Raw genomic sequence first — 17,901 nt, 5'->3', positions numbered from 1 at the left:
GCGTCGTCAATACGCCCGCGCGGCGGCGCGAGTTGCAGCAGACTGGGTGCCCTTCGGGGCGCTGCACCAGCCGCCCGCTGAGAGCTAGTGGAGACAGACTTGGACCAGGGAGACCGCGAACTCGGCGACCTGTTTGATCCGTTCGATGAGGACTTCGAGCGCGGACCCCAGGACGACGTCGAGGACGACGTCGAGGACGACGACCCGCTTAGAGACCGCAGCGGTTCAGTCGAGGAAAGCAACGAGGGCAGCGAACTAGTGCTCTCTTGGAAATGGCGTGGCGATCGGGATGCCACGGAAATGCTGCGCTTCGACCGTGCAACGGAAATTCTCCGAATCTTCCCAATGATCCATCGGAACATGAACTACGAAAATCCGTTCTCCCGCTTGACCGAGCTCCAGATTGAAGCCCCGCGGTGGAACTCGAGGTTGCACTCGAACGTAAGCGACCGGTATGGATTGCTGCACGTGGTGGGTCTTCCCAAGGGGTTCAGCGCGATTTACCAGTACGGGCTGGGGGTGTCGCGCGACTACCGCGGCCTCCTTGATGAGCTCGAAAAGCACACGGGGTGCAACACGGTTCGTTTTATTCGATCAGGTGACGAAAGCGTAGATGGCGCGATATTTCGGCTCAGTCTGGACCGGTTCGCGACCTATAAGGCGGTCGTAGATCGAAATCGACGGCGGGGTGCCACTGCGGTGCGTCGGGTCATTGATGCAGAAAGTCACAATGCCGTCGCTGAACTATTTCGCCGCGAAGCGGTGGAGCCGAAGTACGGCAGGAACGCCGTAATTAACGCTATTACCGAAGAAGTGGCAAGCGGTTACGTGACAACTGCGAGTGACCGCGATAATTTGGTGCAGCACGTCATTCTTGCGGCCCCAAAGGTTGCGCACGAGGCGCCCCAACAGTTTGGCCGACTGAGGGACGACATAGAGCTCGTGTCGCTCGAGGTCCTCATCGAGCAGTTTGAGAAGGGACTTTCCGGGCGCGCAGCACGCAGTGAAGACCACTGGCAGAAATTTTTCGCAACGAATACGTTTGCGCTGCAGCAGGTGTTTTCGGCCCCAATTCTAGTAGTAGCCGGTCAGGTGCATGTGAGGGGAACAGACGCTCTCGGCCAAGGATCGCGCATCGCCGACTTCCTGTGTGTCAACGCCGTCACGCGTAGCGCCGTTGTAGTTGAGATCAAGACTCCGGCTTCGCGGTTGATTGCAGCTAAGGGATACCGCGGAAGTGGAAGCGCAGAGGTTTACCCCACGCATCGGGACTTGAGCGGCGCAGTCAGTCAGTTGCAGGCGCAGATAGAATCCGTACCTCGCGACTTGAGAATGAACCCGGCGCTCGGAGCGGTGGATCAGTGGCATGTACGCGGAGCTGTGATCACTGGACGAGTCTCAGAGCTCAACGACGAGCAACGGGCCTCCTTCCTCCGGTACCGCGAGGGCCTCACGGCAGTAACTGTTCTCGGTTATGACGAGGTCGGGGAACGGCTGAAGTACTTGCACGCGATGCTCAAGGCGTCGCCAAGTTAGGGACCTCAGCCTTAGACTTGGTGCTCTGATCTAAGCATCAGTAGCGGGGGATGTAGGCGCGATTCGTTACGCTAGTGCGAGGGAGAAAATTATGGCCGAGATAGTGGAACACGCCAAGAAAAGGGACGCTCAACCGATCGACGTCATGTTTATCAAGATTAAGAACTGCAACAGTATCGTTGAGGCTTCCATCTCGTTGCGCCGGTCGTCGCTGAACATCAAGTATGGACCGAACGGAATCGGCAAGAGTACGATCGCGCGTGCACTTACGCTGCGGACTGAGGGCGAGGGACGCCTTGATGAGCTCATTCCTTTCAAGCACAGGGCGGCCGTCGACGGACCACGACCCACGGTCGAAGGTGCCGAAGAGGTAAACACCGTGCTCACGTTCAATGACGCCTACGTGTCGCAGTTCGTATTTCAGCGTGACGAAGTGCTCAAGAACAGTTTCGAGATTTTCATCAATACGGACGAGTATAGGAGAGGGCTCGAGGAAATCGAGTCGATGTTCGAGGCCCTAAAGGATACGTTCGTGGAACAAACTGAGTTCAACGACGCCTTGACCAGCTTCACGGAGCTGCGCGACGCCTTCAACGTCACGAAAACGGGCGCCGTAGCTAAAACCAGCCGAGGCATCAGGGCCCTGAGTGTTGGCGGAAAGTTGCAGAACGTTCCCGAGTCACTGCAGGGCTATAAGGCGTTCCTGCATAGCGCTGATCCGGCGGGATGGATCACCTGGCAAGCAAAGGGGAAGGCGTACCTCGAGCTCTCGGACAACTGCCCGTTCTGCTCGATCGCCAGCGTAGACAAGGAGGCTGCGACCAAGGTCTCCGCGGAGTACGAATCGGCGGCTGTCAAGAACATGAGCGCGCTGCGTAGCGTGATCGACAAGCTGGGCCGTTACTTCGACGCCGGCTATCTACAGCAACTAGAAGACTTGACGACGTCGATCTCCGACCTCACCCCGGAGCAAGGTCTTTTTCTTGCCACCATGAGAGGTCAGGTGGAGACCCTTTTGCGCAAACTATCCGCGCTGCGTTCGTTGTCATTTCATGCGCTGCGAGATGAGAAGAATGTCGCGGAAGTCTTAGCCGAGCTTAAGATCGACCTGTCGCTTCTGCATGCACTAAACTCGGAGGCGACCGCATCCGTCGTCACGACGGTCAACGCAAAACTTGACGAGGTCGCCAGTCGGATCGATGACGTTCGTCGACACATAGGCCAGCAGAATTCACGGGTGAAGAAGCTCATTTCGTCCAATCAAGCCGCGATCAACGCGTTTCTGCGCTCTGCGGGCTACAGGTACTCGGTACGGATTGAAGCGAGCGACGACTCCTATCGCATGCTTCTGGAGCATCAGGACGCGCCAGGGCACCTCGAGGCGGCTTCAAGCCATTTAAGTTATGGCGAGAAGAACGCCTTCGCGCTCGTGTTATTCATGCACCACGTTCACCGAGAAAAGCCAGACCTTGTTGTGCTTGATGATCCCGTGTCGAGTTTTGACAAGACAAAAAAGTTCGCCATCCTGCACCAGTTGTTCCACGGTAAGAATAGTCTTCGAGATGTTACGTCACTACTACTCACTCACGACATCGAACCAGCCATAGATGTCGTACGGACTGGAACGGCCAACCAGTTCGTCGCCGCAGAGCCGGTGGCGCACTTCCTCAGTGGTCGGTCAGGCGTAGTGAGCGAGAAGGTCATCGAGAGGAGCGACATCGTCACGTTCTCGGAGGTGTGCGACGCCAACATCGCCGCTGCGAGCGACGATGTCATCAAGTGTATCTACCTCAGGCGCCGTTACGAGGTACATAATTCACGGGGCGTCGAGTACGACCTCCTGTCCAGTTTGCTCCACTTACGGAAGGCGCCGACTCGTAAGACGGAGACGGGTGAACACATCGAGCTCGAAGAAGCGGATGTGCTCCGGGCGACCGCCGATGTGAGAACCCATGTCCCGCATTTCGATTACGCGAAGCTGCTCACGGTGCTCGAGGATCCTATTGAGCTGAAAGCAAGATTTGACGCCACGGACGTGGGGTATGAAAAGGTGCAACTCTTCCGGGTGATGTCTAACGCTAGCTCGGTGCCTCTGGAGGGCGATGAAGTCTTCACAAAATTTGTCAACGAGACCTATCACATCGAGAACGAATACGTCATGCAATTGAATCCGAAAGACTTCGATGCCGTGCCAGAGTATGTTATTAGCGCTTGCTCCGCGTTAGTGACGCAAGCGGTAGCTATATGAGTGGGTAGCACTGGTCTGCGATGTGTGTTGCGCAGACCCATGCGGCGGTGGGGCGCGTGCGCTCGTCCGGAATACCGCATTGAGAACCCCGATTTCCTCAGGTGCTGCCGCGCCTCGCGAGGACCAGGGATTTGTCGTCGTGTGGCTTCGCACGCGGTAGGAGGATGCCGTGAGGGTCCGTCAATGATTCCCACATGTGCAGGTCGTGAAGGAACTCTTGGAGCTGATGCGGTGTGGCGCCCGCCATCGCCGACCAGTCATCGCGTCTGAGGTGCTCCGCCGGGCGGTAGGCGCCGTCCGTCATGAGAGCGAACCACGGCGCCTTTTCCTTGGTGATGGTCGCGGTGATGGCGCGTCTAGCGGCCCCCGGGTCAGCCTCGGCGATCCAAAAGCCGCCCGGCTTGTTGCGGTGACGTGTCTGCTCGGCCTGCAAGGTGCGAAGTAAGTCACGGTGCTGTGGGTCGTAGCCGGCGCCTTCGGCTAGGCGGCGTCGGTAGGCGGCCCGTTCGGCCGTCGCGATGCTTGCGAGGCGGTCATCCCGGATTGCGCCAGAGGGCGTGGCGAGCTGCCAGTCTCCGAGGACGAGGACATCGAGAGCTTCGTCATTGGCTCGGGCGATCGCGACCGTGCTGCTGGGCGAGTCCCCGCGTCGCAGGTCGAGTAGGGCAGCGGCTTCTTCAATAGCAGCGGCGAGTACGTCGGTCAGGCGACGACAGCGACCGTCTGCGAGTCCGTGGACCAGCAGCGAACCAAGCGTGTCGACGTAGGTCCCAGTCGACACTTCTCTGGGGTCCACGGCGGACGCGCCGTCGAGCACCACGACCGCGTGGTCGAGTAGGTAAACGCGGTCGTCACTGTCCGGGAGTTCAGGCACCTGCGCTGAGACGGCTTGCAGCGGAGTCATGACACGTGCGGTCCGCATAGCAGCTCCACGGACTCGGCGGTGAGGCCCCGGTACCGGACCGCAACGGCGAGCGAGAGTGAGGAATCCGTTGGTGCGCGCGAGTAGAGGTTGGGTAGCTGGTTCGCCAGGTAGTGGAGCGCACCGAGCGAGCCGATGGCGTGGATGCCTGCGACATGGACCACCACTCGCCCGTGCCGGACGTGGCGCCCTAGGTATGCCAGATCAACAGAGGAGCGTTCGGGGCCGTCGGTCGATGAGGCGTGGCGGGTTCCCGTGGTGTGGTCTTGGATGTACCACCGGCCGTCGTAGTCGATGAACGATAGAGCGGCGTCCTCAGCGAGTAGGTCCCGTGCTGCGGGTGCGGACTTTGGGCCGCAGATGACGAGGAGGTCACCAGGCGGAAGCTCCGTTGTCTCCGGTCCAAACTGCAACGACGATGTCGCAAAGCCAAGGGATGTGAGGAGCGCCGTGGCGAGCTCGCCAGCTTGGGCGTCCTCGGCGGCGACGAGGGGCCGTTCCCGGTCGGTGGTCTGGTAGCGGTACGGCACGCCGACTGCAACGGGTCCGACGCCGAAGAAGGCGCGTTCGGCCGGCGGAGCGGTGGCGCGGATCTGCGAGACGCGTCCCTTGGTGATGCCGAGCGCCTTCGCGATGTCGGTGTAGTTCATGCCCAAACCGTCGCGCGCCTCCTCGATTGCGGAACGCGGAGGCGCGCGAGCTCAGTAGTCCGCTGCTGGTAGGTCGTGAGTAGTTCAGTGGCGCGGCGGCCGCGCCGGATCGGGTCCGGGTCGCGGCGCACGCTCTCGAACTCGGTGGCGTCGGACACGCCCACAGTTTAGGGGTATTGACGGGCGCGCCGCCCACCACCTACGGTTCGGTCTAGACCCTAAACCTCCCATCGGTCGATGAGCGTGCCGAGAGTTTAGGGGGCTGAACCGAGGCATGACGGTGGCGATCAAGCAGCGGTTCTAGATCGAGCACTCGGTGGCGTTCCCGAAGGGTGCGTTCCTGCGGGGTGGTGTCGAGCCGGTGGCGGACTTCCAGGCGGAGAAGCGCCCGGACGGCGGTCGCCCGCAGCAGCGGGACAAGGAGACGGCGCTGCCGCTGTGGCAGTGCGTCGTGATCGACGCCGACGACGACGCCGGCAAGAAGGACATCGGCGTGACGGTGAAGTTCGCGGCACCGCACCAGCCGGTCCCGCCGGCCAACAAGTCCGGCTTCCCGTGGACCCCGGTCGAGTTCGTCGGCCTGACGGCGCTGCCGTACATCGACGACGGCGGCACCCGGCCGCGCATCGCGTGGTCCTTCCGCGCCGAGCGGCTTGTCGCGCCGGGCGAGGCAGACGAGGCAGCTGCGTGATCCAGTCGGGCGCCCGGTGGTCGCGTCGCCACTGGCGGTTCCTGGTGGTGACGCTGATGCTCGGGCTGCTGGCCGACCTCGTCGGAGCGACACGGGCGTCCACGGCACTCTTCCTCGCGTGGCCGGCTGTGGCCTTGGTGCTGGGTACGTGGGCGACGGCCGACCCGGTGTCGTTCGAGGGCGTCGTCGCCGGGCCACTGCGCCGTCGTAGCTGGCGGCGGTGGGCGAGGGACGCGTGGCCGTCCTTGACGGCATCGTGCGGCCTCGCGACGTCCACGCGTGATGGCGGGGTCCTGGTTCCTCGGCTGGTCCGCACACGCGCGTCCCGCACGACGCTGACTCTCCGGGTGCGGGCGCGCGCCGGACAGACGGTGGACGACCCTGCACGCAGCGGTCGCCCGGCTCGGGACGGCGGCCGGCGCGGAGGCGTGTTCCGCAAGTCCGGTGGGTCCAGGGCTGGTCGACATCGAGCTGGTGATGGGCGACCTGCTCCGGGACGTCACGGAAGCGCCGACGCCGCGCGACGTCGTGGTCGACGCCGTGCCGATCGGTCGCCGGCAGGACGGGGCCACGTGGTGGCTGCCACTCCTCGGTCGGCACACCCTGGTCGTAGGCGCCTCGGGGTCCGGCAAGGGCTCAGTGCTGTGGGGCGTCTGCGGCGGCCTGGCACCGGCCGTGTCTGCCCGGCTGGTGCGGCTGTGGGCCGTCGACCTGAAGGGCGGGCTCGAGGTCGGCGTCGGGGCAGGCCTGTTCTCGGCCGTGTGCACCCGCGAGCCGCAGGCAGTGTCGCTGCTGCGGCGGCTGTTGACCGTCGTCGAGGAGCGTCAGCAGGCGATGTACGGCGTGTCCCGGAACTTCGAGCCGACGCCAGGCGACCCGGTGCACGTCTTGGTGATCGACGAGCTCGCGGCGCTGACGGCGTACGCGGACTCAGAGACGAAGACCGAGGCCTCGCGGCTGCTGTCCAAGATCCTGACCCAAGGTCGGGCGCTCGGCGTCGTGGTGGCGGCGTTCGTGCAGGACCCCCGCAAGGAGACGGTGGGCATGCGCAACCTGTTCACCCAACGGGTCGCACTGCGCCTGCTGTCGGCGGACGAGTCCCGGATGGTCCTCGGCGACGGCATGGCTTCGGTGGCGCCGGCTCACACCATCGCCCGCGCGCAGCCGGGCACCGCCTACGTGGTCGACGACGACGGCTCGGTCGACCGGGTCCGTGCCCACTACTGGACCGACGACGCCGTCCGCGCGGTCGCCCGGATCCACCCGGCCCCGGACCTCGGCGACCTCCCCGACACGGCCAAGGCTGCCGACACACCCCTGGCGCCCGAGCGCATGACTACGACCGAATCGACGTCCACGGTCGAGGAGACGGACCACCTTGCAGCGGTTCCCGGCCCGGCACCGGCTCGCAAGCCGCGTGCACCCCGCAAGCCGAGGGCCCCTAGTGCACCCGACGCCGAGCAGGAGCAGGCGTCGTGAGCGAGTCTCCGGGGCCTCACACGTTCCCTGGGTACACCGAGGACGCAGGGCTCGTCCTCGGCCACCTGTCGGCCACGGCCGTCGGGGCGATCGTGCAGCGGATCGCAGACGGTTCGGCGGCTCGGTTCGCGGACGTGGCGGCGTCGGTCGGCTACTGCTCCAAGCCCATTCGCCTGGTCGGGTCGTCCCAGACCATCGACGGACGAACCGGCGAAATCCTCGGGTCGTTCTCGTCGGACGACGCTCCCCTGGGCGTGGCCTACCGCCCGTGCGGGAACCGGCGCGCGGACGTGTGCGCGGCCTGCTCGCGGGTGTACGCCCGCGACACCTTCGCGATGGTCCGGGCCGGCCTGCTGGGCGGGAAGACCGTGCCGCAGGAGGTGGCGTCCAACCCGCTCGTCTTCGCCACGCTGACCGCGCCGTCGTTCGGGCACGTGCACGGCGTCCGGGCCAAGGGCGGGCATCCGGCGGGTGGACGGTGCCGTCCCCGCGACACCGCGGACCGGTGCGAGCACGGGCGCCCCGTGGGCTGCATGGCGGTCCACACCGACGACGACCCGGACGTGGGTGGGCCGCTGTGCGTCGACTGCTACGACTGGGGATCGGCGGTCGTGTGGCAGTGGTGGGCTCCGGAGCTGTGGCGCCGCTTCACCATCACCCTGCGCCGGTCCCTCGCCTCCCGCCTCGGCGCCAGCGAATCCCGACTCAAGGAGCGAGCCTCGGTCCAATTCGCCAAGGTCGCGGAGTACCAGGCGCGCGGCCTGGTCACTTCCACGCGCTTGTGCGGCTCGACGGTCCGGGCGGGGCGGGGTCGCTGGCTCCGCTCGACGGCGGCAGCCTGGCGGACCTCATCCGGGAGGCCGCCGGGTCGGTGTCCTTCGTCGCTCCGCCGGTCGACGGTGCGGACGTGTCGCGCAGGCTTGCCTTCGGGGCGCAGCTCGACGCGCGAACCGTGCGCACCGGCCTACCGGTGAACGACGACGACGACGACGCCCTACGTGCCGAGCAGGTCGCCGGCTACCTCGCGAAGTACGCGACGAAGTCGACCACCGTGGATCCGACATCGCCCCGCCCGCACCTGACCCGCCTCGCGCACACGTGCCGCGTCTTCGCGGAGCGAGCTGCGTTGAGCACTTGCGTCGGCGACGACGTCTCGCCGTACGCGTTGCTCGGCAAGTGGGCGCACATGCTCGGCTTCCGAGGCTACTTCTCGACCAAGTCCCGCCGCTACTCCGTCACGCTCGGCCGGCTGCGCCGTGCCCGTCACCGCTACCGCCAGGTCACCGCCGATGCCGCTCGCGACGGCGTCCTGCTGGACACACGCGACCTCGAGGCCCGGCTCCTCGCCGACGACGAGACGACGCTCGTCATCGGCTCGTGGACCTACCAGGGCTCGGGCTGGACCAACGCCGGCGACAAGGCCCTGGCCGACGCGGCCGCTGCACGGGCTCGGGAGTACGAGCAGTGGCGAGCCGCGGGACGTGTGGCGGCATGACGTGACCGGATCGGACCGAACGCTGGGGGAGACGATGGACAGATCGACGGCGGCAACAGGCGTCCCCGTGGCGCCGGTGGTGTACCGGGTCGAGGAAGCAGCACAGGCGCTGCGGGTCTCGCGAGACACGATGTACGAGCTCATCCGGTCGGGGAGGCTGCGGACGATCAAGGTCGGCTCGCGTCGCCTGGTGCCGGTCTTGGCCCTCGACGAGTTCGTGGCTGCCGCACTGGCTGGTGCGGGGTGAGTGTCCCGCCGGCCGAGGAAGCTCGCGCACGACGTCGGCCCAATGGTGATCACGGCGTCTACTTCGACGAGGCGCGCAATCGGTTCGTGACCCAGGCGACGGTTGGCTACGACGGGCGCGGCAAGCGGATCGTGCGCAAGGGGACGGGCAAGTCGGAGACGGCGGCACTCCGGGCTCTGCGCGAGCGGATCAAGGAGTACGAGGCCGGCCTGGTCGTCGGGGCGGACCGATACACCGTGAAGCAGGCCGTGGAGGAGTGGTTGCAGCTCGGCCACGCTCGCACGAGTGCGCGGACACTGGAGAAGGACACGCACCTCGCCAAACACGTGATCGAGCACCTGGGCGCGCGGAAGGTGAAGGACCTCCGGCCCGACGAGGTGGAGCGGTGGCTTCGGCTCCTGGCGGGGTCGATGACGAACCGCACGCTGGCCGACGTGCGGTCGGTGCTCAACCGATCGGTGAAGCGCGCGATGGCGCACGGGATGGTGACGCGCAACGTCGTCGAGCTCGTCGAGACACCGAGGGGGCGTGCCGGTCGAGGGTCGCGGTCCATGACGATGCAGGAGGCCGCCGACGTGCTCACGTTGACCGCCGGCCACCCGATGCACGCCTACATCGTCGTGTCGCTGGTGACCGGGCTCCGGACCGAGGAGGTGCGGGCGCTGCGGTGGGATCACGTCGACCTCGAAGGTGACCCGGACGCCGGCCTCCCACCGTCGGTGGCGGTGTGGCGCTCAGTCCGGATGGGTGGCGACACCAAGACGGCGAAGTCCCGGCGCACGATCGCGCTCTCGGGCTTGGCCGTGGCGGTGCTCAAGCGGCACCGGACAGCGCAGACAGCGGCACGGTTCGCTGCCGGCTCCCGGTGGCAGGAGTCTGGCTTGGTGTTCACGTCGCAGGTTGGCACGGTGCTGGACGCGTCGAACGTGCGCGACCTGTTCCGGGACGCTCTGGCCCTGGTGCCGGGCATCGAGCCGGCGCAGTGGACGCCACGCGACCTGCGGCACTCGTTCGCGTCGATCATGTCCGAGCGGGGCGTGCCGCTCGAGGAGATCTCTCGGCTGCTCGGCCACTCGGGGACCGCGGTCACGGAGGCGGTGTACCGGAAGGAGCTGCGGCCGGTGATCCAGACCGGTGCGCAGGTGATGGATGCGGTGTTTGCGCACGTCGAGGCGGACCCGGTGTGGGTGATGGAACCGCTGTTCGGAGTGGCCGAGGCGATGGGGGAGCCGGCCGACTTGTCACCCACTTTGTCACCCAGCCGCCGTTTGGCTCGGGCATGACGAAGGCCCGCACCAGCGTTTCCGCTGGTACGGGCCTTGTCATCGGTGTCGGGGTGGCGGGATTCGAACCCACGACCTCTTCGTCCCGAACGAAGCGCGCTACCAAGCTGCGCCACACCCCGATGAAGCCTGCTCAGGATAGCCGACCACGGGCCGTGCCACGAAACCGGCGGCCTCGGCCCGTCCCCACCGCCACGCTCAGCGTGCGACGAGTGTGACCAGCGTCGCCTCCGGGCGGCACGCGAACCGCACGGGGGCGTACGGCGAGGTGCCCAGTCCGGCGCTGACGTGCAGCCACGTCGAGTCCTCGCCGCCGGGGGCGTCCGGGCGCGGGCCGGGCCACCCGTGCAGGCCCTTGACCCGGTCCCGGTCCAGGTCGCAGTTCGTGACCAGCGCTCCGTACCCCGGCACGGCCAGCTGACCGCCGTGGGTGTGACCGGCGAGCACCAGCGCGGCGCCGTCGGCCCACATGGCGTCCAGCACGCGGGTGTAGGGGGCGTGCGAGACACCGAGGTGCAGGTCGGCGTCGGGCGTGGGTGGCGTGGTGGGCGCCGGGAAGCGGTCGCGGTCCATGTGCGGGTCGTCGACGCCGACCAGCGAGATCGTCCGACCGCCGGCGTGCACGACGTCGCGCCGGTTGGTCAGGTCCTTCCAGCCGGCGTCCCTCAGCGACGCGGCGAGCTCACCGGCGGGCAGGGCGGTCGGCTTGGCCGGCAGCGGCAGCCGGGCGTCGGGCAGCAGGTACCGGGCCGGGTTCTTGGGTCGCGGCGCGTAGTAGTCGTTGGACCCCAGGACGAAGGCGCCGGGCGTGCCCAGCAACGGCTCGAGCGCGTGCAGCAGGCTCGGCAGGGCGTGCGTGTCGGCGAGGTTGTCACCGGTGTCCACGACCAGGTCCGGCTGCAGGGTCGCCAGGTCCCGGACCCAGTCGATCTTGCGCTGCTGGCGCGGCACCAGGTGCAGGTCGGACAGGTGCAGCACACGCAGCGGCGCCTGCCCGGCGGGCAGCACCGGGACGGTGACCTCGCGCAGGGCGTACCAGCGGACCTCCACGAGGCTCGCCCAGGCGAGTGCGGCCGCCCCGGAGAGGGCGAGAGCGCCGGCGGCTCGGACGGCGGGGTGCGGCACCGGGCTCAGTCGTCGGCGGGCTCGGTGGCGGGCCCGGTGGTCGGCTCGGTGGTCGGCCCCGCGGTGCGTCCGGGCGCCGGCTCGGGGGCCGGACGGCTGTCCCGCGTGCCGCTGCGCGAGGCGCGGTCGTCCTCCTCGTCCTCCGCGCGATCGGCGTCGCCGCCCTGCGGACCGCTGGACAGCGTGATCGTGACGACGGCGCCGCGGCTGACCTTGGCGCCCGACGCGGGAGACGTCGACGCCACGGCGCCGGCGCGCACGTCGGACGGCTCCGGCTCGCTCGCGACCCGGACGGTGAAGCCGGCGTCGCGCAGGGTGGCGCGCGCCTGCGACTCGGAACGTCCGGCGACCCGCGGGACGGTGACCCGCACCCCGTTGATCTCCTTGGAGCCGGCCGGCGCGAACTCCGCCACCTCCAGCCCCTCGTGCGCGCGACGCATGAACCGCTGCCACGTCGGGGCCGCGATCGTCGAGCCGTACGCGTTCCGGACCCTCTTGCCGTTGACCACGATGTTCTGCACCGGGATGACGCCCTCGGAGAAGCCGACCCACACCGCGGCGGCGAGCTGCGGGGTGTACCCGACGAACCAGGTCTCCTCGTTGTGCGAGGTCGTCCCCGTCTTGCCCGCCGACGGCCGCCCGATGCCGCCCAGCCCCTTCGCGGTGCCCTCCCACACGTGGCTCAGCGCGAAGTTCATCGCCGCGGCGATGTTCGGCTCGAGCGCCTCGCGGCAGTTGGCGGACGGCACCGGCAGCTCGTTGCCGTCGGCGTCACGCACGCTGACCAGGGCGATCGGCTCGCAGAAGGTGCCGTTCGCGGCGAACGCCGCGAACGCGGCGGCCATCGTCAGGGGCGCCACCTCGCTGCTGCCGATGACGTTGGCGGGCAGCGCCGGGTAGTCCGAGCCGTCCGGCCGGTGGATGCCCAGGGACTTCGCCGTGTCGAAGATGCCGCACAGGTCCAGCTGGCTGGCCATCTCGATGTAGCCGGAGTTGACCGAGTTCTTCGTCGCGTTGAGCACCGTCATGACGCCGCCGTCGCCCTCGGCGTTGCCGAACTTGTAGTCCGGGCCGGTGTACGGGCCGCACTCCGAGCCCGGGGAGTTGAACGCGCTCATCTTGTACGGGCGCAGGTTCGCGTTGATGACCTCGTTGAGGCTGTGCCCCTCCTTCAGCCACTGCGCGAGGGTGAACGGCTTGAACGTCGAGCCGGGGGAGAACCCGCTGGAGCCGCCGTAGGCGAAGTCGGTGTTGTAGTTCACCGACGTCTCGCGCGGGCCCGCCGTCGAGGTGTTGTTGTAGATGCGGTTCTGCGCCATTGCGAGGATCTTGCCGCTGCCCGGCTCGACGACGGAGATCGCGGAGGCCACGCCGGACGGGTCGTCGACGGGGATCCCGGCCTTGACCTCCTCGTCGGCCATGGCCTGCCGGGCGGGGTCCAGCGTCGTGGTGATCGTCAGGCCCCCGCGGTACAGCAGCTGGACGCGGTCGTCCTCGGTCTCGCCGAACGCCGCGTTGTTGCGGATCACCTTGGTCACGTAGTCGCAGAAGTAGCCGGCGTTGGCGACCGCGTTGGCGGTCATGCACCCCAGGCGGGTCGACGTCGGCGTCACGTAGGACGCCAGCGGGGTCGCGACGCCGGCGTCGTACTGCGCCTGGTCGATGTACCCCTGCTGGAGCATGAGGGACAGCACGACGTTGCGCCGCGTCTCGGAGTTCTCCGGGTTGACGACGGGGTCCCAGTGGGTCGGGCTCTGGGTGACCCCGGCGAGCGTGGCGGCGCGCAGGTAGTCGAGCTGGCTGGCCGGCATGGCGAAGTAGAACTGGGCCGCCGCCTCGACGCCGTACACGGAGGCCCCGAACTGGGCGATGTTGAGGTACTTCCCGAGGATCTCCGGCTTGGTGTACTGCTGCTCGAGCGCGATGGCGAGCTTGGCCTCGCGCAGCTTGCGGCTGATGCCGGCGGCGCCGTCGGCCTCCCGCGCGGCCTCGATCGCCATCTCCCGCTCCTCCGGCTCCAGCCGGGTCGCGGACTCGATGAGCACGTTCTTCACGTACTGCTGGGTGAGCGTCGAGGCGCCCTCCACGTCGTCGGTGAGGACGTTCTTCGCGGCCGCCCGCAGCATGCCGGTGGGGTCGATCCCACCGTGCTCGAAGAACCGCTTGTCCTCGGTCGCCACGACCGCGTTCTGCATGTCCTGCGAGATCGCCTCGAGCGGCACGACGATCCGGTTCTGGGCGTAGAACGTCGCCAGCACGGTGGTCCCGTCCGCGGCGAGGACCGTGGACTTCTCCGACAGCGGCTCCTCGCGCAGCTCGGTCGGGAGGTCGTCGAACACCTCCGTGGTGGCGCCGGTCAGGGCGCTGGCACCGGCGACCGCGGGCAGCAGCAGACCGGCGGTGAGCACACCACCGACCCCGGCGACCAGCAGGAGGGCGAGGAGGAGGGCCAAGGCCTGGAAGAGGTTGACCTGGCGACCCCGCGAACGGGCAGACTGAGGCATTCGCTCAGACTACGCGGAGCGGTCGGAGGGACCGAGAGCCGACACCGCACGCGCGGGGTACCTGCACGCCTCCTTCACACCCACGAGAATTGACCCGGTGTGACTCCTGTTGCGCGTGACGATTCACAGGTACGTTTCGGCGCACAGGCGACATCGTGGATCGCCATGGCTCGAGGAGGCGCCGTGCGCGTCACAGAAGACGTCAACTGGACCAGCCGCGGCGCGTGCCTGCAGATCGCGCCCGACGACCTGTTCGTCCAGGGTGCCGCGCAGCGTTCGGCCCGCAGCGTGTGCGGTGGCTGCACCGTCCGGCTCGAGTGCCTGGCCGACGCGCTCGACAACCGCGTGGAGTTCGGCGTGTGGGGCGGGATGACCGAGCGCGAGCGCCGCGCACTGCTGCGCCGGCAGCCCGACGTCCCCTCCTGGTACGACGCGCTCGTGGTCGCCGGCCGGTCCCCGGACGACGCCAGCGTCAGCGCCTGACTACGCTCCCACCATGGCCACCACGTGGGAGTACGCGACCGTCCCCCTGATCATCCACGCCACCAAGGCGATCCTCGACCAGTGGGGATCCGACGGCTGGGAGCTCGTGCAGGTGATCCAGGGACCGGACGCCGGCCTGGTCGCCTACCTCAAGCGCCCCACCTCCGCCTGAGCCGCCCCGCCATGGGCCGGGTCGACGCACGCCTCGCCGAGCTCGGGGTCACCCTGCCCGACGTCGCCGCACCGGTCGCCGCCTACGTCCCCGCGGTCCGGACCGGCGACCTCGTCCACACCTCCGGGCAGCTGCCCTTCGTCGACGGGGCGCTGGCGCTGACCGGCAAGGTGGGCGTGGGGGACGGGCTCGTCGACCCGGCCGCCGCGGCCGACCTGGCGCGCACGGCCGCCCTCAACGCGCTCGCCGCGGTCGCCTCGCTCGTCGGCGGGCTGGACGCCGTCGTGCGGGTCGTCAAGGTGACCGGCTACGTGGCGAGCGACCCGTCCTTCACCGGTCAGCCGCAGGTCGTCAACGGCGCCAGCGAGCTGCTCGGCCAGGTGCTCGGCGACGCGGGCGTGCACGCCCGCAGCGCGGTCGGTGTCGCGGTCCTGCCGCTCGACTCGCCGGTCGAGGTGGAGATCGTCGTCGAGGTCCGCTGACCGGTCCGCGGCGGCCCGGTGCCGTCGGTGCCGGTCCGCCCGGGCGAGCGATCCGCGTCCGACCCGGTCAGCGGGCGCGACGCTCCAGGCGGTCGATGTCGAGCAGCACCACGGCGCGGCCCTCACGACGGACCCAGCCCCGTGCGGCGAAGTCGGCGAGCGCCTTGTTGACGGTCTCGCGCGACGCCCCGACGAGCTGCGCGAGCTCCTCCTGGGTGAGGTCGTGCGCGACGCGCAGGCCGTCGTCGACCGGCTCGCCGAAGCGGGTGGACAGGTCGAGCAGCGCCTTGGCGACCCGGCCGGGGACGTCGGAGAAGACCAGGTCCGCCAGCGCCTCGTTGGTGCGGCGCAGGCGTCGGGCGAGCGCCTCGAGGAGGTGCTTGGCGACGGTCGGGCTGGACTGCAGCCAGTCGATGAGGTCCTGGTGGCCCAGCTCGAGCAGCTGGGCGTCGGCGACCACGCTGGCGGTGGCGGTGCGGGGACCGGGGTCGAACAGCGACAGCTCGCCGAACATCTCGCCCGGGCCGAGGACCGCCAGCAGGTTCTCCCGCCCGTCGCTCGAGCGTCGGCCGAGCTTGATCTTGCCGCTCGCGATGACGTACAGACGGTCGCCCGGCTCGCCCTCGTGGAAGAGGACCTCGCCGCGGGTCAGGGTCATCGGCGTCATCGATGCCTGCAGAGCCCGGGTCTGCTCGCGGTCCATGTTGGCAAAGAGCGGTGCGGAGAGCACGACGTCGTCGTCCACGTGGATCCTCACTGTGCTGGTGGTCACGTCCTGGACGACAGTCTGCCCCATGGTGCCGGGTCTGGGGCGGCGGGTCGGGTGCGGGGCCACCGCCGTGTCGAGGCCGTGCGACGTCCGGTCGACGTCACCGGCCGGCGCGGCGGTCCGGCGCGGTGGTCGCCGCGTGGGCGCGCGGTCGTACGCTCGGCGGGTGACGACGACGCCGGAGTCCCGGCTGGCGCTGGTGCGCCGGGCGCGGCGGGTGAACCGCGCCCTCGCCCAGCGGTACCCCGACGCCCGCTGCGAGCTCGACTTCCGCACGCCGCTGGAGCTGCTGGTGGCGACCGTGCTGTCCGCCCAGACCACGGACGTCCGGGTGAACCTCGTGACCCCGACCCTGTTCGCCCGCTACCCGGACGCCCACGCGCTGGCCGCCGCCGACCGTGCCGAGCTCGAGGAGATCATCCGCAGCACCGGCTTCTTCCGGGCCAAGTCGCAGTCGCTCCTGGGGCTCGCCGGTGCACTGGTCGAGCGGTACGACGGGCAGGTCCCGTCGCGCCTCGAGGACCTCGTGACCCTGCCGGGCGTCGGCCGCAAGACCGCCAACGTCGTGCTGGGCAACGCGTTCGGCGTCCCGGGGATCACGGTCGACACGCACGTGGGGCGGCTGGTGCGCCGGCTGGGCTGGACCGCGGAGGAGGACCCGGTCAAGGTCGAGCACGCGGTCGGCGAGCTGGTGCCCCGGTCGGAGTGGACGATGCTCTCCCACCGGCTGATCTTCCACGGTCGGCGCACCTGCTTCGCGCGCCGGCCCGCGTGCGGGGCGTGCCCGGTGGCGCGGGACTGCCCGTCGTTCGGGGTCGGCGAGGTCGACCCGGACGCGGCGACCGCGATGCTCAAGGGCTGACCCGGGCGGGTCAGGCCGTGCCCACCTCGCCCAGCCACCCCACCAGCAGCTCGCTGACCCGGTCCGGGGCCTCCTCGGGCAGGAAGTGGCCGGCGCCGGGGACCACCTCGAACCGGTACCCGCCGGTGGCCAGTCCGGCGTGCGCACCGGTCAGCCGCGCGGTCCCCACCGGCAGGCACCGGTCGGCCGCGCCGTGCAGCTGGAGCACCGGCACGTCCACCGGGGTCTCGAGCGCGGTCAGGTACCGGCGCCCGTCGGCCCGGGGCGTCGACCGGACCAGCCACCGCAGCTGCTCCATCGCGCCGTGCGCGGCGAACGGGACCTGCGCGGCGGCGCGGTAGGTGGCGATCGTCGCGGCGTCCGGCCAGCCGGGCCCGCTCCACTCGCGCAGCACCCGGTCCACGCGGTCCCCCTGGGCGAGGGACCGTTCGGGCAGCGCGGGCAGCTGGAAGTAGGCCAGGTGGCGCAGCGGACCCGGACGCAGCGTGCGGGCGACCGACGCGTGCAGCCGCAGCGGGTGCGGCGACGAGACCGCGGCGACCGCGCGGGTCACGCCGGGGTGCAGTGCGGGCATCGCCCAGGCCACCGTCCCACCCGTCCCGTGCCCGACGACGACGGCGCGGTCGGCCCCCAGCGCGCGGACCAGTCCCGCGACGTCGGCGGCGAGCGTGGGGACGTCGTAGCCCAGCGGCGGCTTGTCCGACGCGCCGGTGCCGCGCAGGTCCATCGCCGCGACGCGCAGACCGGCGTCGGCCAGCGCGGTGAGCTGGTGCCGCCACGCCCACCAGAACTGCGGGAACCCGTGGAGCAGCACCACGAGGGGCGCGTCACGGTCGTCGGGTCCGGCGAGTGCGACGTGGAAGCGGGCGGCGTTCGCCGGGACGAACCGGTGCTGCCACGGCCCGTCGACGAGCACGGTGCTGGGGTCCGAGGTCATCGGACCGAAGGCTACT

Annotated in this window: 16 protein-coding genes, 1 tRNA gene and 1 pseudogene; 11 read left to right on the top strand and 7 right to left on the bottom strand. The window is 68.8% G+C overall.

Translation table 11 applies throughout. The features are described from left to right. Positions 1-99 precede the first annotated feature (99 nt). Both Q0840_RS00710 and Q0840_RS00705 read left to right on the top strand, forming a co-directional pair. Positions 100-1,536, top strand: a complete 1,437-nt coding sequence (locus Q0840_RS00710) for a Shedu anti-phage system protein SduA domain-containing protein (RefSeq protein ID WP_298454875.1) — start codon at positions 100-102, stop codon at positions 1,534-1,536. Positions 1,537-1,627: 91 nt separating this feature from the next. After that, the gene (locus tag Q0840_RS00705; protein WP_298454869.1) at positions 1,628-3,784 is read left to right on the top strand and encodes an AAA family ATPase; all 2,157 of its coding nucleotides are present in this window, start codon (positions 1,628-1,630) and stop codon (positions 3,782-3,784) included. 97 nt (positions 3,785-3,881) lie between these two features. On the opposite strand, the gene Q0840_RS00700 is transcribed toward Q0840_RS00705, so the two are convergent. Both Q0840_RS00700 and Q0840_RS00695 read right to left on the bottom strand, forming a co-directional pair. Continuing rightward, entirely contained in the window at positions 3,882-4,688 is an 807-nt protein-coding gene (locus tag Q0840_RS00700; RefSeq protein ID WP_298454867.1) for a hypothetical protein, read from the bottom strand. Continuing rightward, a complete protein-coding gene (locus Q0840_RS00695) occupies positions 4,685-5,356 on the bottom strand; it encodes a hypothetical protein (protein ID WP_298454864.1) in 672 nt (223 codons plus the stop codon). Before Q0840_RS00695 ends, Q0840_RS00700 begins: the two co-directional genes overlap by 4 nt. Positions 5,357-5,672: 316 nt before the next feature. Between Q0840_RS00695 and Q0840_RS00690 the strand changes: the two genes are divergently transcribed. The 5 genes and pseudogenes from Q0840_RS00690 (at position 5,673) to xerC (ending at position 10,551) form a co-directional block, all read left to right on the top strand. Then, positions 5,673-6,047: a plasmid replication, integration and excision activator gene (locus tag Q0840_RS00690; protein ID WP_298454861.1), complete on the top strand. Its 375-nt coding sequence runs from the start codon at positions 5,673-5,675 to the stop codon at positions 6,045-6,047. Positions 6,048-6,491: 444 nt separating this feature from the next. Continuing rightward, entirely contained in the window at positions 6,492-7,526 is a 1,035-nt protein-coding gene (locus tag Q0840_RS00685) for an FtsK/SpoIIIE domain-containing protein (RefSeq protein ID WP_298454858.1), read from the top strand. Continuing rightward, positions 7,523-9,021 (top strand): annotated as a pseudogene (locus tag Q0840_RS19000) (replication initiator). Before Q0840_RS00685 ends, Q0840_RS19000 begins: the two are co-directional and overlap by 4 nt. Positions 9,022-9,055: 34 nt before the next feature. Further along, a complete protein-coding gene (locus tag Q0840_RS00670; protein ID WP_298454848.1) occupies positions 9,056-9,268 on the top strand; it encodes a helix-turn-helix domain-containing protein in 213 nt (70 codons plus the stop codon). Between the two features lie 86 nt (positions 9,269-9,354). Then, entirely contained in the window at positions 9,355-10,551 is a 1,197-nt protein-coding gene (gene xerC, locus Q0840_RS00665; RefSeq protein ID WP_298454845.1) for a tyrosine recombinase XerC, read from the top strand. A 48-nt stretch (positions 10,552-10,599) separates the two neighbouring features. Here the strand turns inward: xerC and Q0840_RS00660 are convergent. The 3 genes from Q0840_RS00660 to Q0840_RS00650 all read right to left on the bottom strand — a co-directional run bounded on the left by Q0840_RS00660 (position 10,600) and on the right by Q0840_RS00650 (position 14,180). Next, positions 10,600-10,673, bottom strand: a tRNA-Pro gene (locus Q0840_RS00660). Between the two features lie 76 nt (positions 10,674-10,749). Beyond that, on the bottom strand, positions 10,750-11,676 hold the full coding sequence (locus Q0840_RS00655) for a metallophosphoesterase (protein WP_298454842.1): 927 nt from the start codon (positions 11,674-11,676) through the stop codon (positions 10,750-10,752). Positions 11,677-11,681: 5 nt separating this feature from the next. Next, the gene (locus Q0840_RS00650) at positions 11,682-14,180 is read right to left on the bottom strand and encodes a transglycosylase domain-containing protein (RefSeq protein WP_298454837.1); all 2,499 of its coding nucleotides are present in this window, start codon (positions 14,178-14,180) and stop codon (positions 11,682-11,684) included. 165 nt (positions 14,181-14,345) lie between these two features. On the opposite strand from Q0840_RS00650, the gene Q0840_RS00645 reads away from it, so the two are divergent. The 3 genes from Q0840_RS00645 to Q0840_RS00635 are packed head-to-tail and all read left to right on the top strand — an operon-like array spanning position 14,346 to position 15,317. After that, the gene (locus Q0840_RS00645) at positions 14,346-14,663 is read left to right on the top strand and encodes a WhiB family transcriptional regulator (protein WP_298454834.1); all 318 of its coding nucleotides are present in this window, start codon (positions 14,346-14,348) and stop codon (positions 14,661-14,663) included. Positions 14,664-14,676: 13 nt separating this feature from the next. Continuing rightward, entirely contained in the window at positions 14,677-14,835 is a 159-nt protein-coding gene (locus tag Q0840_RS00640; RefSeq protein ID WP_146899220.1) for a DUF4177 domain-containing protein, read from the top strand. A gap of 11 nt (positions 14,836-14,846) precedes the next feature. After that, positions 14,847-15,317 carry a RidA family protein gene (locus Q0840_RS00635; protein ID WP_298454824.1) on the top strand — a complete coding sequence of 157 codons (471 nt, stop codon included), beginning with the start codon at positions 14,847-14,849 and terminating at the stop codon, positions 15,315-15,317. 67 nt (positions 15,318-15,384) lie between these two features. On the opposite strand, the gene Q0840_RS00630 is transcribed toward Q0840_RS00635, so the two are convergent. Continuing rightward, positions 15,385-16,062: a Crp/Fnr family transcriptional regulator gene (locus tag Q0840_RS00630; protein ID WP_298455507.1), complete on the bottom strand. Its 678-nt coding sequence runs from the start codon at positions 16,060-16,062 to the stop codon at positions 15,385-15,387. Between the two features lie 190 nt (positions 16,063-16,252). On the opposite strand from Q0840_RS00630, the gene nth reads away from it, so the two are divergent. Beyond that, positions 16,253-16,948, top strand: coding sequence for an endonuclease III (gene nth, locus Q0840_RS00625; protein ID WP_298454819.1), 696 nt, complete (start codon positions 16,253-16,255; stop codon positions 16,946-16,948). Positions 16,949-16,958: 10 nt separating this feature from the next. On the opposite strand, the gene Q0840_RS00620 is transcribed toward nth, so the two are convergent. Continuing rightward, entirely contained in the window at positions 16,959-17,885 is a 927-nt protein-coding gene (locus Q0840_RS00620; RefSeq protein WP_298454816.1) for an alpha/beta fold hydrolase, read from the bottom strand. Between the last annotated feature and the right edge of the window lie 16 nt (positions 17,886-17,901).

The organism is uncultured Cellulomonas sp., assembly GCF_947494015.1.
Classification (GTDB): domain Bacteria; phylum Actinomycetota; class Actinomycetes; order Actinomycetales; family Cellulomonadaceae; genus Pengzhenrongella.
This window is presented reverse-complemented; position numbering and strand designations above follow the sequence as displayed.